Source organism: Nocardia rhizosphaerihabitans, assembly GCF_014646295.1.
In the GTDB taxonomy this organism is placed as follows: domain Bacteria; phylum Actinomycetota; class Actinomycetes; order Mycobacteriales; family Mycobacteriaceae; genus Nocardia; species Nocardia rhizosphaerihabitans.
In genome coordinates, this window is the sequence record NZ_BMNE01000004.1 from 234,795 (window position 1) to 249,628 (window position 14,834).

General features: G+C 69.2%; 13 protein-coding genes. 8 read left to right on the forward strand and 5 right to left on the reverse strand.

Annotated features, from left to right (window positions below; genetic code table 11):
• Positions 1-24: 24 nt before the first annotated feature.
• Entirely contained in the window at positions 25-261 is a 237-nt protein-coding gene (gene purS, locus IEY60_RS18690) for a phosphoribosylformylglycinamidine synthase subunit PurS (protein WP_022565847.1), read from the forward strand.
• A complete protein-coding gene (gene purQ, locus IEY60_RS18695) occupies positions 258-935 on the forward strand; it encodes a phosphoribosylformylglycinamidine synthase subunit PurQ (protein WP_189030017.1) in 678 nt (225 codons plus the stop codon). The genes purS and purQ overlap by 4 nt, the downstream gene beginning before the upstream one ends.
• A 165-nt stretch (positions 936-1,100) precedes the next feature.
• On the opposite strand, the gene IEY60_RS18700 is transcribed toward purQ, so the two are convergent.
• The gene (locus IEY60_RS18700; RefSeq protein WP_189030019.1) at positions 1,101-2,177 is read right to left on the reverse strand and encodes a substrate-binding domain-containing protein; all 1,077 of its coding nucleotides are present in this window, start codon (positions 2,175-2,177) and stop codon (positions 1,101-1,103) included.
• A 61-nt stretch (positions 2,178-2,238) separates the two neighbouring features.
• On the opposite strand from IEY60_RS18700, the gene IEY60_RS18705 reads away from it, so the two are divergent.
• Together IEY60_RS18705 and IEY60_RS18710 are read left to right on the forward strand one after the other, a co-directional pair.
• A complete protein-coding gene (locus tag IEY60_RS18705) occupies positions 2,239-2,670 on the forward strand; it encodes a MarR family winged helix-turn-helix transcriptional regulator (RefSeq protein ID WP_189031214.1) in 432 nt (143 codons plus the stop codon).
• Between the two features lie 199 nt (positions 2,671-2,869).
• Positions 2,870-4,162, forward strand: coding sequence for a M18 family aminopeptidase (locus IEY60_RS18710; protein ID WP_189030021.1), 1,293 nt, complete (start codon positions 2,870-2,872; stop codon positions 4,160-4,162).
• Positions 4,163-4,217: 55 nt separating this feature from the next.
• Here IEY60_RS18710 and IEY60_RS18715 read toward each other — a convergent pair whose 3' ends face one another.
• A complete protein-coding gene (locus tag IEY60_RS18715) occupies positions 4,218-5,528 on the reverse strand; it encodes a glycosyltransferase 87 family protein (RefSeq protein ID WP_229739939.1) in 1,311 nt (436 codons plus the stop codon).
• 158 nt (positions 5,529-5,686) lie between these two features.
• Here IEY60_RS18715 and purL point away from each other — a divergent pair, with 158 nt between their 5' ends.
• Positions 5,687-7,981 (forward strand): phosphoribosylformylglycinamidine synthase subunit PurL, encoded by a 2,295-nt coding sequence (purL, locus tag IEY60_RS18720; RefSeq protein WP_189030023.1) that lies wholly within the window; start codon positions 5,687-5,689, stop codon positions 7,979-7,981.
• A 19-nt stretch (positions 7,982-8,000) separates the two neighbouring features.
• Positions 8,001-9,824: an alpha/beta hydrolase gene (locus IEY60_RS18725; protein WP_229739940.1), complete on the forward strand. Its 1,824-nt coding sequence runs from the start codon at positions 8,001-8,003 to the stop codon at positions 9,822-9,824.
• Between the two features lie 45 nt (positions 9,825-9,869).
• Here IEY60_RS18725 and IEY60_RS18730 read toward each other — a convergent pair whose 3' ends face one another.
• Positions 9,870-10,160: a YiaA/YiaB family inner membrane protein gene (locus tag IEY60_RS18730; protein WP_189030026.1), complete on the reverse strand. Its 291-nt coding sequence runs from the start codon at positions 10,158-10,160 to the stop codon at positions 9,870-9,872.
• A gap of 147 nt (positions 10,161-10,307) precedes the next feature.
• Between IEY60_RS18730 and IEY60_RS18735 the strand changes: the two genes are divergently transcribed.
• Positions 10,308-12,038 carry an alpha/beta hydrolase gene (locus tag IEY60_RS18735; RefSeq protein ID WP_229739941.1) on the forward strand — a complete coding sequence of 577 codons (1,731 nt, stop codon included), beginning with the start codon at positions 10,308-10,310 and terminating at the stop codon, positions 12,036-12,038.
• Between the two features lie 41 nt (positions 12,039-12,079).
• On the forward strand, positions 12,080-12,691 hold the full coding sequence (locus IEY60_RS18740; RefSeq protein ID WP_229739942.1) for a CPBP family intramembrane glutamic endopeptidase: 612 nt from the start codon (positions 12,080-12,082) through the stop codon (positions 12,689-12,691).
• Positions 12,692-12,699: 8 nt separating this feature from the next.
• On the opposite strand, the gene IEY60_RS18745 is transcribed toward IEY60_RS18740, so the two are convergent.
• A complete protein-coding gene (locus IEY60_RS18745; RefSeq protein ID WP_189030030.1) occupies positions 12,700-13,857 on the reverse strand; it encodes a type III polyketide synthase in 1,158 nt (385 codons plus the stop codon).
• Positions 13,858-13,961: 104 nt separating this feature from the next.
• The gene (locus IEY60_RS18750; protein ID WP_189030032.1) at positions 13,962-14,831 is read right to left on the reverse strand and encodes an alpha/beta fold hydrolase; all 870 of its coding nucleotides are present in this window, start codon (positions 14,829-14,831) and stop codon (positions 13,962-13,964) included.
• Positions 14,832-14,834 lie beyond the last annotated feature (3 nt).

The window sequence follows — 14,834 nt, forward strand, 5'->3', positions numbered from 1 at the left end:
CCCACACCACATGAGGAGCAACGCGTGGCACGAGTCGTGGTCGAGGTCATGCCGAAGGCCGAGATCCTGGACCCCCAGGGACAGGCCGTGGTCGGCGCGCTCCCGCGTCTGGGATTCGCCGGAATCTCGGATGTGCGGCAGGGCAAGCGATTCGAGCTCGAGGTGGACGAGAGTGTCTCCGACGCCGAGCTCGAGCAGATCGCCGAGGCACTGCTCGCCAACACCGTGATCGAGGACTGGAAGGTCGTTCGGGTCTCGTGAGCGCACGCATCGGCGTAATTACTTTCCCGGGCACCCTCGACGACGTCGACGCTGCCCGCGCGGTGCGCCTGGCGGGCGCCGAGGCCGTGAGCCTGTGGCACGCCGACGCCGACATCAAGGGCGTCGACGCGGTCATCGTGCCCGGCGGCTTCTCCTACGGCGACTACTTGCGCTGCGGCGCCATCGCCCGGTTCGCGCCGGTGATGGGCGAGGTCGTGCGCGCGGCCGGTCAGGGCCTGCCGGTCCTCGGCATTTGCAACGGCTTCCAGGTGCTGTGCGAGGCCGGGCTGCTGCCCGGTGCGCTGACCCGCAACGAGGGCCTGCATTTCATCTGCCGCGACGAGTGGCTGCAGGTCGACGCGACGAACACCGCCTGGACCTCCCGCTACGAGCAGGGCGCGCAGATCCTCGTCCCGCTGAAGTCGGGCGAGGGTCGCTACCAGGCCTCGCAGAAGGTGCTCGACGAGCTCGAGGGCGAAGGTCGCGTGGTGTTCCGCTACGCGGGCGACAACCCGAACGGCTCGCAGCGCGGCATCGCGGGCATCTCCTCGGCCAACGGCCGGGTCGTCGGCCTGATGCCGCACCCCGAGCACGCCACCGAGGCGCTGACCGGTCCGAGCGACGACGGCCTCGGCATGTTCTTTTCGGTGATCGACAGCCTGATCAGCGCCTGAGTTATTGGAGCGCTGGCGCGCTCGAGTTCGCGGCTCCTCCTGTCCCGCCGGTCAGGCACCGTTGCTTGCTCCTTCGTCGCCTACGCAACGGCACCTGACCGGCGGGACGGCCGCGAACCGCCGCTGACGCGGCGGCCCCTCCTCGGGGTCGGGGCGTGTGGGCTGCTATGGCAGTCGGTCGATAATGTCGAAATCCACTCCGTCGGCTCTCGCGAGATAGGCGGGGCCGACGGCTTGGTTTCCGACGAATCCCCGTCGGGTGGACGGGCCGTCCAGGACGATGCCGGTGGCGAGACGGCCTGCGATGGTCGGCACGTCCAGGGTGCCGACCGTGTCGGCCAGCGTGCGCAGCAGGTGGACCGCCTCGTAGGTGGAATTGCTGAAGGTGGTCAGCGCGGGGGCGAAGGCGCCCTGGTGTTTGCGGTAGCGGGCCCGGCGGTCGCGGCCGTCGGCGGTGCGCTCGTCGACGAAGAAGCTCGACGCCACATACAGGTTGGTGTTGGCGGCGGGGCCCGCGCTCAGAAGGACATTCTCGTCGACGGCGGGGCTCAGGCGCGGCATGATCGCGGGCAGGCCGGTCGCGGCGAACTGCCGGTTGAACCGGGCTGTGTCGGCGCCGACCATCAGGACCAGCACCGCGTCGGCGCGCAGCAGGGCGGGACTGTCCAGGAACGCCTGGAAATCACGGGTGCCGAGCGGAACGTACTGCTCGAGCACGATATCGGCCGGTGACGGCAGCGCGCGGCGCAGCGCGTTGACCGTCTGGCGCGGCCAGATGTAGTCGTTGCCGATCACCGCCCACTTGCGCACACCCAGTTCGCGCGTCATCCACGCCACGGCGGGCACGGTCTGGTGATCGGGATGCTCACCGACCAGCAGGACGCCGGGGCGTTCGTCGGGCAGGCCCTCGTGATCGGTCGCGTACAGGTAGGGGACGCGGCCGTCGACGGCGTCGGCGACGGCGCGGCGCACGGCCGAGGTGTGCCAGCCGGTGATCGCGCCGACCATTCCGGTCGCCAGAAACGCTTCGACCTCGGTGGCCACTTCGTACGGTGAGCGGCCGCCGTCGATGGTCGTCAGCCGAATTTCGCGACCCAGAATTCCTGTCCCGCTATTGATTTCATCGACAGCGAGGGAAATGGCCGCGGTACACGATGGAGCGATGATCCCACCGGGGCCCTGAGTGGGCACGATCGAGAGAATCTCGATCGTCTCGTCCCGACTCTCGTCGAACGTGGGCATTCTGTACTCTATCGCTCGAGTGCGAACGGGTTCGTTCGAATGAATGTGTCGGCAGGTGGGAATGCGATCGGTGTCCATCATAAGTGGGTGTTCCACGCTGCACGGCGCGCTGCGCTCGGCGGAGCGCAACTGGGTCCGGCAGCTCGAATCGGCGCTGTCGGCCGACAATCTCACGGCCGACCACTGGGCGATTCTGTCGCAGTTGTCGACCGACGACGGCATGACGATGTCGGAACTGGCGGCTGCCGCGCGCCTCGCGCCGTCCTCGGCCACCCGGCACGCCGACCATCTCGCCGAACGCGGCCTGATCTTCCGGGTCGCCGCGACGGATGACCGCAGGCGGATCCTGATCGGGCTGAGCAATCTCGGCGCGAAGCTGGTCGGGCGGATCCGGGCGGAAGAACAGCAGGCAGAGGACGATCTGCGGGCCCGGCTCGGTGCGCGGCGCTACAGCGAATTGGTCGCCGCGCTATCGGTCATCGCCGAGCTGTAATTTTGGAGCGCTGGCGCGCTCGAGTTCGCGGCCCCTCCTGTCCCGCCGGTCAGGCACCGGTGCTTGCTCCTTCGTCGCCTACGCACCGGCACCTGACCGGCGGGACGGCCGCGAACCGCCGCTGCGCGGCGGACCCTCCTCGAGGTCGGGTCGTGCGGGGCCGGGTCGATCAGGAGCCGCAGCGCCTAGGATCGCGAACGTGCCTGTATCCCTGACTGCGGCCACCGCGAGTGGCCTGTGCGCCTTCATCGATGCTTCGCCGTCGCCGTTCCATGTGTGTGCGACGGTCGCCGCCGAGCTGGCGGCCAACGGGTTCACGCCGTTGGCCGAGGCGCAGGCGTGGGAGGGTGTCGGCGGGAAACACTATGTGGTGCGCGGCGGTTCGCTGATCGCGTGGGCCGACTTCGACGCGGCGCCCGCTGATCCGTTCCGGGTGGTCGGGGCGCATACCGACAGCCCGAATCTGCGGGTGAAGCAGCACCCGGATCTGGCGACGGCCGGGTGGCAGCTGGTCGGGCTCGAGCCCTATGGCGGCGCGTGGCTGAATTCGTGGCTGGATCGGGAGCTCGGGATCTCCGGGCGGCTGAGCGTGCGCGACGGTGCGCGGATGAGCGACGTCCTGGTTCGCGTCGACGAGCCGATTCTGCGGGTGCCGCAGCTGGCCATCCACCTGTCCGAGGACCGGCGCGGGGTGACCCTCGACCCGCAGCGGCATGTGAACGCGATCTGGGGGATCGGTGATTCGCCCGCCTCCTTCCTGGATTTCGTGGCCGAGCGTGCCGGGGTCGACGGCGCCGACGTGCTCGGCTGGGAACTGATGACCCACGATCTCGCGCCGAGCACGCTGGTAGGGCGCGACAACGATCTGGTGAGCGCGCCGCGCCTGGACAATCAGGGCACCTGCTACGCCGGGCTGCAAGCGTTCCTCGCCGCCGTCGACGAGCCGGGGGCGGCGACGCCGGTGCTGGTGATGTTCGACCACGAGGAGGTCGGCAGCCAATCGGATCGGGGCGCGCAGTCGGATCTGCTGCCCGCCGTCCTGGAGCGCATCGTGCTGGCCCGCGGCGGTGGGCGGGCGGATTACCTTGCCGCACTTGCCGGTTCGGTGGTCGCCTCCGGTGACATGGCGCACGCGACGCACCCCAACTACCCGGACCGGCACGAACCCGCGCACCGCATCGAGGTCGGTGGCGGGCCGGTGCTCAAGGTCAATCAGAACCTGCGCTACGCCACCGACGCGGCGGGTGCGGGCGCCTTCGCGCTGGCGTGCGCGCAGGCCGGTGTTCCGTTGCAGCGCTACGTCCACCGCGCGGATCTGCCGTGCGGTTCGACCATCGGCCCGATGACCGCCGCGCGCACCGGCATGTCGACCGTCGACATCGGCGCACCGCAGCTGGCCATGCACTCGTGCCGAGAACTCATGGGCGCGGCCGATGTTCCCGCCTACGCCGCGGCGCTGGCTGCGTTCCTCACCCCGGCTGCCCTCGACTGAGCGGTCTCGGCGCCGCCTGCGCGGGCACGCCTTCCGGGCTGGCGGCTGAACGGTGTCAGGTTGCGGTGGGTTCCGGTTCGGCGGCTGTCTTCCGGGCCGGCCGATAGGTGATCACCGCGTACACGATCACCGCGAACGTGGTCCACACGTAGCTGGCGCCGATGATCTGCTGCCACCAGGCCCAGTCGAGTTCCTTGCCGTTGGAATGCGGCAGCACCCACTGCGGGCCGACGATGAACATCACCGTGAACAGCGCGACGACGGCGGCGAACACGCGGGAGCGGTGGCGCGTGACCTGGTCGACGGCCACGACAAGGGCGGGCGCCACCCACACCCAGTGATGCGACCACGACACCGGCGAGACGAGCAGCACGGCAGCGGCGTTGACCAGTAGCGCGGCGACGTCCTTGCCCGCGCCGATGAGCCGGTACATCCACACCGCGGCCAGCGCGACCGTCAGCACCGACAGCGCGATCCACAGCCCGGTGGCCACCGATTCGTCCATGCCGAGCCGGAACAGCGTGCCCTTGATCGACTGGTTGCCCGCGAAGTACGGGGTGCCGATGCGGCCGGTGTCGGTGACGGTGTGGAACCAGTATTCGACCGAATCGCTCGGGAACAGCAGGAACCCGACGCCGACGGCGCCCGCCGCCGAGACGACCAGGGTGGCCGCGGCCTTCCAGTCCCGCCGCAACAGGAAATACAGCAGGTAGCCGGCCGGAATCAGCTTGATCGACACCGTGATACCGATCAGCATCCCGCGCGGCCAGAACGGCTTGCGGACCAGGATGTCGAGGGTGACCGCGGCCATCAGGATCAGATTGATCTGGCCGAAGTTGAACGTCTGGCGAATCGGCTCGAGGAACTGGGCCAGGCCGAGACCGGCGATCACCACGGTGAGCACCGAGATCCGGTCGAGCTCGGGACGGACGCGAACGAGCACCAGCCACAGCGCGATACCCAGGCTCACCAGCGAGGTCACCAGCACGGCGATCTCGGCGACCACCAGCGGCATCAACGCCAGCGGCACGAAGAACGCCGCGGCGAGCGGGGGATAGGTGAAGGGCAGGCCGAGGCCGTAGACCGGCGGCATCGGCCCGTACAGGTCACCGCCGTCGAGCCAGACACGGGCGCCGTTGCGGTAAACCTGCAGGTCGATGAACCCGTGCCACCAGTGCGCGAGCAGCGCGACCGCGGCGGAGAACACGAACAACCCGATCGATGCGGCCAGCCACTTGCGCTGCCGGTCGCGGTCGACCGTGCGCGGTGGGTTTGCCGACGGCCTGGCAGGCGTGGAACTCGGCGCCGCGTCACGCGCGGGAACAGGCGGCTCGACCTGCTCGGCAACCCCCGGACTCTCGTTCACGGCGTCAGACTAACGGGTGCGGACCCGCCCGAAGCGCAGGTGTGATCAGGCCGGGTGCGAGGTCGGTCACCAGTGGGTAGTGCGGGGCGAAGCCGCTCCGGTACTAACCATTAGACTCTGGAGTCAAGTTCCCCCGGCCGAAAGGACCCTGGTCTCCCGTGACACTGCAGGTCGACACCGTCGCTACCGCCGCAGCCACCCCGGATGCTCCGCAGCCGTACAAGGAACTCGGTCTCAAAGACGACGAGTACGCCCGCATCAAGGAGATTCTGGGCCGCAGGCCCACCGACGCCGAACTGGCGATGTACTCCGTGATGTGGAGCGAGCACTGCTCCTACAAGTCCTCCAAGGTGCACCTGCGCTACTTCGGTGAGACGACGACTCCCGAGATGAAGGCCTCCATGCTGGCCGGCATCGGCGAGAACGCGGGCGTGGTCGACATCGGCGACGGCTGGGCGGTCACCTTCAAGGTGGAAAGCCACAACCACCCGTCCTACGTCGAGCCGTACCAGGGCGCGGCCACCGGCGTCGGCGGCATCGTGCGCGACATCATGGCGATGGGCGCGCGCCCGATCGCGGTCATGGACCAGCTGCGCTTCGGCGCGGCCGACGCGGCCGACACCCGTCGCGTCGTCGACGGCGTCGTGCGTGGCGTCGGCGGCTACGGCAACTCCCTCGGCCTGCCGAATGTCGGCGGCGAGACCGTCTTCGACGCCTCCTACCAGGGCAACCCGCTGGTGAACGCGCTGTGTGCAGGCGCGATGCGCGTCGAGGACCTGCACCTGGCCTTCGCCTCCGGCGCGGGTAACAAGATCATCCTGTTCGGCGCGCGCACCGGCCTCGACGGCATCGGCGGCGTGTCCGTGCTCGCCTCGGACACCTTCTCCGGCGAGGAGACCGGCACCGGCCGCAAGAAGCTGCCCGCCGTGCAGGTCGGTGACCCGTTCACCGAGAAGGTGCTCATCGAGTGCTGTCTCGACCTGTACAAGGCCGGACTCGTCGTCGGCATCCAGGACCTCGGCGGCGCCGGGCTGTCCTGCGCCACCTCCGAGCTGGCCGCGGCGGGCGACGGCGGTATGCACATCGACCTGACCAAGGTCCCGCTGCGCGCCAAGAACATGACCCCCGCCGAGATCCTGTCGAGCGAGTCGCAGGAGCGCATGTGCGCGGTCGTCACCCCCGAGAACGTGGACGCCTTCATGGCCGTCTGCAAGAAGTGGGACGTGCTGGCCACCGTCATCGGTGAGGTCACCGACGGCGACCACCTCGTCATCACCTGGCACGGCGAGACCGTGGTCGACGTGCCGCCGCGCACCGTCGCCCACGAGGGCCCGGTCTACGAGCGCCCGGTGCAGCGTCCCGACACCCAGGACGCGCTGATCGCCGACACCACCGCGAATCTCACCCGGCCCAAGACGGCCGACGAGCTGCGCGAGACCCTGCTGACGATGATCGCCAGCCCGCAGCTGTGCAGCCGCAAGTGGATCACCGAGCAGTACGACCGCTACGTGCGCGGCAACACCGTGCTGGCCGAGCACGCCGACGCCGGTGTCGTGCGCATCGACGAGGAGTCCGGTCGCGGTATCGCGCTGGCCACCGACGCCTCGGGCCGCTACACCAAGCTCGACCCGTACACCGGCGCGCAGCTGGCGCTGGCCGAGGCCTTCCGCAACGTCGCCACCACCGGCGCCACCCCGAAGGCCGTCACCAACTGCCTGAACTTCGGTTCGCCGGAGGACCCGGGCGTGATGTGGCAGTTCCAGCAGGCCGTGCGCGGTCTCGCGGACGGCTGTGCGGCGCTTGGTATTCCGGTCACCGGCGGCAACGTCAGCTTCTACAACCAGACCGGCAAGGACGCCATCCTGCCCACTCCGGTGGTCGGCGTGCTCGGCGTGATCGACGATGTGCACCGCCGCATCCCGACCGGCCTCGGCCTCGAGCCGGGCGAGTCGCTGATCCTGCTCGGCGAGACCCGCGACGAGCTGGACGGCTCGATCTGGTCGCAGGTCGTGCACGATCACCTCGGTGGCGTGCCGCCGAAGGTCGACTTCGCCCGCGAGCAGCTGCTCTCGGAGGTGCTCACCTCGGGCTCGCGCGACGGCATGATCTCCGCCGCGCACGACCTGTCCGAGGGTGGTCTGGCGCAGACCGTCGTCGAGGCCGCGCTGGCGGGCGAGACCGGTTGCCGCATCGTGCTTCCCGAGGGTTCGGACCCGTTCGTCGAGCTGTTCTCGGAGTCGGCGGGCCGCGTGCTCGTCGCCGTGCCGCGCTCGGAGGAGACCCGCTTCACCAAGATGTGCGACGCGCGGCAGCTGCCGTGGGTGCGCATCGGTGTGGTCGACCAGGGCTCGGATTCGATCGAGGTGCAGGGCCAGTTCTCGGTGACACTCGCCGAATTGCGTGAGGCGTTCGAGGGCACCCTGCCTAAGCTGTTCGGAGCGCACACCGCCTGAATCGGATGAGGAGTCGAGCTTGACCACAGAGGATACGAGCTCGACTCCCACCCTGGCGGCACACGACAACCCGGCCGCGCCGGACACCCCCGCCGCGCCGGACACCCCCGCGTTACACGACAACCCGGTCGTGCGCGGAATCCATCTGGTCGAGCGGTTCTTCCACCCGAACTACACGGGCCTCGTCGTGGCCACGGTGTTCTTCTGCTGGTCGCTGACACCGTCGCTGCTGCCGCGTGACTGGTTCTTCCAGGGCCTGGTCAGCGGTATCAACGCCACCATCGGCTACGGCATCGGCTGCGCGCTGGCCTGGGCCTGGCGTCAATGGGTGCAGCCCAGGATCACACTGCCGGACCGGATCACCGACGTCTGGGCGAAGCGGCCGAGCTGGACGTCGATCGCGGTGAAGTCCGCGATCGTGCTGGGCTGCCTGATCGTCTCGATCGCGCTGAGCATCCAGTCCGCGCACTGGCAGCACCAGATCACCGATCTGATGGGGATGGAACCGATCTCCGATTCCGGGTACCCGCGCACCGTGCCGGTCGGCGCGGTGGTGGTCGGCCTGCTGATCTGGATCTCGCGCGGCATCGTCCGGCTGGTGCGTTTCGTCGCGCGCGGGTTGAACAAGTGGGTGCGGATTCCCGCCTCGTTCGCCCGGCCCCTCGGCGTGGTCATCGTGATCGTCGCCGCCGTGCTGCTGTTCAACGGCGTACTCGCGAAAGCCTTCTTCACCGTGGCGAATTCGGCGTTCAGCGCCCGCAACAGCCACACCTCGGCGCACGCGATCCAGCCGACGCTGCCCGAACGTTCCGGCAGCCCGGAGTCGCTGGCGAAGTGGGACACCCTCGGCTCGGAGGGCCGGTGGTTCGTGTCCAACGCGCCCACCGCGCTGGCGATCGGGCAGGTCACCGGAAAGCCCGCGCGCGAACCGATCCGGGTCTACGCCGGGCTGGAATCGGCCGACGGGTTCGAGGCGCAGACCGATCTGGCCGTCGCCGAACTCGACCGCACCAAGGCCTTCGAACGCAAAGTGCTGGTAGTGATCAGCACCACCGGCACCGGCTGGGTCGATTCGACCAGCGCGGAGTCGGTCGAGCTGATGTACGGCGGCGACAGCGCGCTGGTGGCGACCCAGTACTCCTACCTGCCCAGCGCCCTGTCGTTCCTGTCCGACCGGGACAAGTCGATGACCATGGGCCGCTTGCTGTTCGACAAGGTGTACGAACGCTGGTCCGCGCTGCCCGAGAACGCCAGGCCCAAGCTGCTGGTCTACGGCGAGAGCCTCGGCTCGCAGGGATCGGAGGGCGCGTTCTCCGGGCTGGCCGATATCCGCAATCGCGCCGACGGCGTGCTCTGGGTCGGCCCGCCCAACTCCAACCGGCTCTGGTCGGAATTCGTGCGCAGGCGCGACCCCGGCACCGAGGAGATCACCCCGATCTACGCCGACGGGCTCTCGGTGCGCTTCGCCGCGAGCGCCGATCAGCTGGCCCGGCCGTCGAAGAATTGGACCGACCCGCGCATCGTCTACCTGCAGCACGCGTCCGATCCGGTGGTGTGGTGGTCGCCGGATCTGCTGTTCTCCGAACCCGACTGGCTGACCGAGAAGCGCGGACCCGATGTGTCACCGGCGATGTCGTGGTATCCGATCGTCACGTTCTGGCAGGTCGCCGCGGATCTGCCCCGCGCGCAGACTGTGTCGAACGGGCACGGGCACAACTACGGCAACGTGGTGCCCGACGCGTGGGCCGCGGTGGCCCAACCGCCGGACTACACACCGGAATTGGCCGCGCGGATCAAGTCTTTCCTCATCGAGTCCGCGGCCACCGAGCATCAGCTGAAATAGACCGGGCGGCGCCGAACCCCTCGATCGGCGCCGGCCCAGGTCCGATCAGGACACCGATTTGAACGGATTGTGTTCGGCGATCAGCTGTTCCAGCCGTGCCTCATCGATCCGGCCGATCAGTGACTGGGTCTCCTGCTGGTCGCGTACCACCTTGGCGAGGGTGAAGCAGCTGGTCACCAGGAACAGGCCCGACATCGCCAGGAACGCGCGCTGCCAGCCGTCCAGCGGCAGATAGGCGATTCCGGCACCGGTCCCGAACAGGCTGACGGCGAACGCGATCGCGGCCTGGGCCATGTAGGCCGAGGTGTTCCTCGGCTTGGCAGTGGGTGTGCTCATAGGAACAAGCATGCTGACCGGGGGATTCGCACGGGCGCGTGAAACTACTCGAGTGCGATGGGTAGTTGCCGAACGCCCGGCAGACAGTGACCGACCCACCATCCACAACACCCCGCTGTGCCGAAACCGGCCAGCCATACTGGTTTGGTGTCCGCGACAGGCTCGACCCTCGTGACGCTGCGTACGCGCGGCGCCGGGTTGCTGCGCCGCGTCGAGGACATCATCGACCTCAACTACCCGGGCTTGGTCCTGGCGACGCTGTTCTTCGCGCTGTCGGTGACGCCGTCGCTGGTGCCGCGCGACTGGCTGTTCCAGGGCCTGATCAGCGGGATCAACGCCGCCATCGGCTACGGGCTCGGGTGTGTGCTCGAGTGGGCGTTCCGGCGCTGGGTGCGGGCGCGGATCCCGATTCCCAGCCCGTCGGACCGGCTGCGGTACGGGATCAAGGCGACCGTGCTGGTCGTCTGCGCGCTGGTCGCGGCGCTGATGCTGGTGCAGTCGGCGCGCTGGCAGCGCGAGATCACCTCGCTGATGGGGATGGCGGGCACCACGACGCCCGCCTACCTGCGGACCGGGCTGCTCAGCGTGGCGGTCGGGATCGCCGTGGTCGCCGCTTACCGGACCGTGCGGGCGCTGGTACTCGTGCTGGCCCGCCAGCTCAATCGCTGGGTGCGGGTGCCGCGCGAGCTCGCGCCTGCCGCCGGTGCGCTCGTGCTCGTGGTGTTGGCGGTGACGGTCTTCAACGGTGTGGCGTCGCGGGCGTTCTTCGCCGTGGCCAACTCGGCGTTCAGCGTGCGCAACGACCGGGCGTCGGAGTTCGCGGTGCAGCCCGCGAAACCGGAGCGCTCCGGCAGCGTGGCCTCGCTCGCGCCGTGGGAGACCCTCGGCTTCGAGGGACGGTGGTTCGTGTCGAACGGGCCGACCGCCGACGACATCACCGAGGTGACGGGAAAGACTGCGCGGGAACCGATTCGGGCCTACGTCGGGTTGGAGTCGGCGGTCGGCGAGCAGACCGCCGCGCAGCTGGCCGTCGACGAGCTGGAACGGACCAAGGCCTTCGAGCGCGAGGCCATGGTGGTGGTGACCACCACCGGCACCGGCTGGGTCAACTCGATGGCGGCGGGCGCGATCGAATACCTCTACGGCGGCGACACCGCCATCGTGGCCACCCAGTACTCGTATCTGCCCAGCGTGCTGTCGTTTCTGTCCGACCGGGAGAAGGCCGCCGCGGCCAGCAGGGACCTGTTCGACGCGGTGTACCAGCGGTGGCTGGCCCAGCCGGAGGGGCAGCGGCCGAAATTGTTCGTCTACGGGGAGAGCCTGGGTTCCCAGGGCTCCGAGGAGGCCTTCGACGGGCTCGCCGATCTACGCGAGAAGGTGGACGGTGCGCTGTGGGTGGGGCCGCCGAACTCGAATCGGTTGTGGCGGCAGTTCGTCGACCGGCGTGATCCCGGGTCGCGCGAGGTCGCGCCGGTCTATGCCGACGGGCTGGTCGTCCGATTCGCCGACGACGCAGGGGATCTGGGGTCCGCGGAGAGGTGGCGCGAGCCGCGCATCGCCTACCTGCAGCACCCGTCCGATCCGATCGTGTGGTGGTCGGCCGACCTGATCTTCACCCAGCCCGATTGGCTGAGCGAACCGCGCGGCACCGCTGTGTCGACGCAGATGCGCTGGGCGCCGTTTGTGACGTTCTGGCAGGTCACGGCGGATCTCACGAATGCGCAAGGGGTTGTCGACGGGCACGGGCATCGGTATGGGTCGCTGGTGCTCGACGGGTGGCTGGCTGTGGCCGAGCCGCCGGGGGTCAGTCCTGAGGTCGTCGAAAGTATCCGGGCCGCACTGGAATCCGCGGAAGAGTTCGAGCGGGAGGTCAAGTGAGGGCAGGGCGGCGCAGTTGGCGTCGCCGTATCGAACTCGTTGTGGCGCTGACGCTTCCGGTGCTGTGGAGTAACCGCGTGCTGCCGCCGCTCGATCTGCGGTTGCGTGGGCGCACCGCGGCGAGCATCGTGTTCGCGGCGGTGTACACAGCGGCCTTCGATGGTCGCCCGAACTGGTTGTCGGCCAAAGGGCTCCGGTGGGGTGTGGGAAGCGCCGCGCTGGTGTTCGCCGGTTATGGTGTCGCGCTGGCGGTTCCGGCGTTGCGGCGGCTACCGCTCGAGGTCGCCGAGCGGGTACCCGAGACATCGACGCTCGAATGGATCGCCCTGCATATTCCGGTGGGCACGGTGCTCGCCGAGGAAGCGGTGTTCCGCGGCACCCTCGACCCGCTCCTCGACGAGGCCGCCGAACCGCGCGTCGCCGCGGCGGCGGGCGCGCTCGACTTCGGGCTGTGCCACATCCGGCCGGCGCGGGCCACCGGCGAATCGGTGCCGGGAACTGTCGCGCTCACCACGCTCGCCGGTCTGATCTTCAGCGCGTTGCGCAGGCACACCGGCAGCGCGACCGCGCCGGCACTGCTGCACCTGGCGATCAATGCCGGGGGAGCGTTGCTCCCGCTCGCGGCGATGCGGATCGAACTGCGCGAGCAGTAGCGACGTGATCACCGGCGAACGACGTCGAAGACGAATCCCTCGATCGTGACCCCCGGCGCGAACGAGAACGCGACGCCCGTCGAGACAGGCTTGTCCTCCGCCTGGTGAGCGGCGACGCGTTCGAGCACGAAGATCAGCGAGACGCTCGACATGTTTCCGTACTCGGCGAGAACGTCCCAGCTCGTCGACGCGGCTTCCGGCGCGAGGCCGAGCGATCGCGCGGATTCGAGCAAGATCTTCGGCCCGCCCGGGTGGATGGCCCACACATCGATGTCGGGCTGACGCAAGCCGTTGCGGCGCAGGACATCTCCGACGACGGGAGCGACGCCCTCGTAGATGTAGGTGGGTACGTTCTCGGACAGCTCACACGTGATGGCGTCCTGGTTGACGCCGACCGCGATGCCGTCTTCGGTGCCCTCGAACAGATGGGTGAATTTGTCCCGGATGACGATCGTCCCGGCAGGAGCCTGCTCCATCCCGCTGTGTGCGCCGATGACGACCGCGCCGCAACCGTCGCCGAACAGGCTGTGCGTGACCGCGTCGTCGATGGTTTCGACGGGGACGGCATGCACCGAGTTGAGCTCGATGCACATGACCATCGCCTTCTTGCCTGGGTTGGCCCGGACGAAGTCCGAGGCGGTCCGGATTCCGTTCATGGCTGCCGCGCAGCCCATGAAGTTGACCACCAGGCGAGCGACCGACCGGGGCAGTCCGAGCTCTTCGACGACCGCGGCATCGACGCCGGGCGCGATGAGTCCGGTGCTCGTGGCGAACACGAGAAGTCCGACGTCGGCGGGGTCGACACCGTCGAGTGCGCGCCGCGCGACATCGACCGCCAGCGGAACGGCGTGGCGGTAGAACAGGCGCATGCGATCCTGGATCGTCGCCGGTGCGCCGCTGGGCGCGGGTTCGATCGGGTCGACCGCGAAGCGCCGGGTGTTGATCATGGTCTTGCCGAAGATGCGCCTGACCCGGGTTTGCTGCTCCGGATCGGTGAAGTGCCCGGCCATCCAGTCCGCCGCGACGGACTGGTCGAGGACCAGGCTGGGCGCACCGGTCGCGGTCGATTCGATGACGGGTACGGTCGGCGGCGCCGTCCGCGTTGTGTGCTCGCGCGCATGCGCTGCCGTGTGGGTGCGAAGTGCCTGGTCGAGAGCGATTGACATAGCGCCGTGCTTCCTCGTCTGAGCGATTGGGGGTACTTCAATCGTCGACGAGCGAATGTCCCGCAAATAGGCACCCAAGGGGTGTGGAACCCCCACCCGGCGGCTCAGGCGGTAGCGACGAAGCCTGCGACGGCGTCGGTGAAGGCGTCGTTGTCGTCGCCCGCCGCGGTGTGCGCGGCCGCGGTGATCTCGGCCAGGCGGGCGTGCGGTGCCAGGGCGAGGAAGGCGGCCGCGCCTTCGTCGCTGACGACATCGGACTTGCCGCCGCGGACCAGCAGGACCGGGATGGTCAGCGCCTCGGCGGCGGCTTCCATCTCGGCGATGCGGGCCTGCGGGTTGTCCTCGAGGCCGGTGAGCAGGTCGGGGTCCCAGTGCCAGTACCAGCGGCCCTCGCGCTGGCGCAGGTTGCGCAGCAGGCCGTCGGCGTTGTCGGGGCGTGGGCGGTGCGGGAGGTAGGCGGCGACCGCGTCGGCGACCTGGTCGAGGGTGTCGAAGCCGTCGCGGTGCCTGCCGAGGAAGTCCATGACCCGTTCCACGCCTTTGGATTCCGAGCGGGGGACGATGTCGACCAGCACCAGGGCGCGGATCGCGTCGCCGCCGGGCGTGGCGGTGGCGAGCAGGCCGGTGATCCCGCCCATGCTGGCACCGACGACGACCGCGCCCTCCTCGGGCGTCGCGCCGAGCTGCTCGAGCACCGTCAGCAGATCGCCGACCATCGCGTCGCGGGTGTAGTTACGCGTCGGCGACCAATCGCTGTCACCGTGGCCGCGCGCGTCCACCGCGACGACGTGCATGCCCGCCGCCGCCAGCGCTCGACCGGTGCGCTTCCACGAATGCCGGTTCTGTCCGCCGCCGTGCAGCATCACGACCAGCGGCCCGCCTGGCACTCCGAAACTGTCGGCGACCAGGGTGAGACCGTCGCAACTACGCAACCGCAGCGTCGTCGGTTCCAGCGGTTCGGTGGAGCTCGGCATGAC

Coding starts and splice junctions, on each gene's coding strand:
- IEY60_RS18700 (WP_189030019.1), bottom strand. CDS start 2,177: ATGCCCACGTTCGACGAGAGTCGGGACGAGACGATCGAGATTCTCTCG.
- IEY60_RS18705 (WP_189031214.1), top strand. CDS start 2,239: ATGCGATCGGTGTCCATCATAAGTGGGTGTTCCACGCTGCACGGCGCG.
- IEY60_RS18730 (WP_189030026.1), bottom strand. CDS start 10,160: ATGAGCACACCCACTGCCAAGCCGAGGAACACCTCGGCCTACATGGCC.
- IEY60_RS18745 (WP_189030030.1), bottom strand. CDS start 13,857: ATGTCAATCGCTCTCGACCAGGCACTTCGCACCCACACGGCAGCGCAT.
- IEY60_RS18750 (WP_189030032.1), bottom strand. CDS start 14,831: ATGCCGAGCTCCACCGAACCGCTGGAACCGACGACGCTGCGGTTGCGT.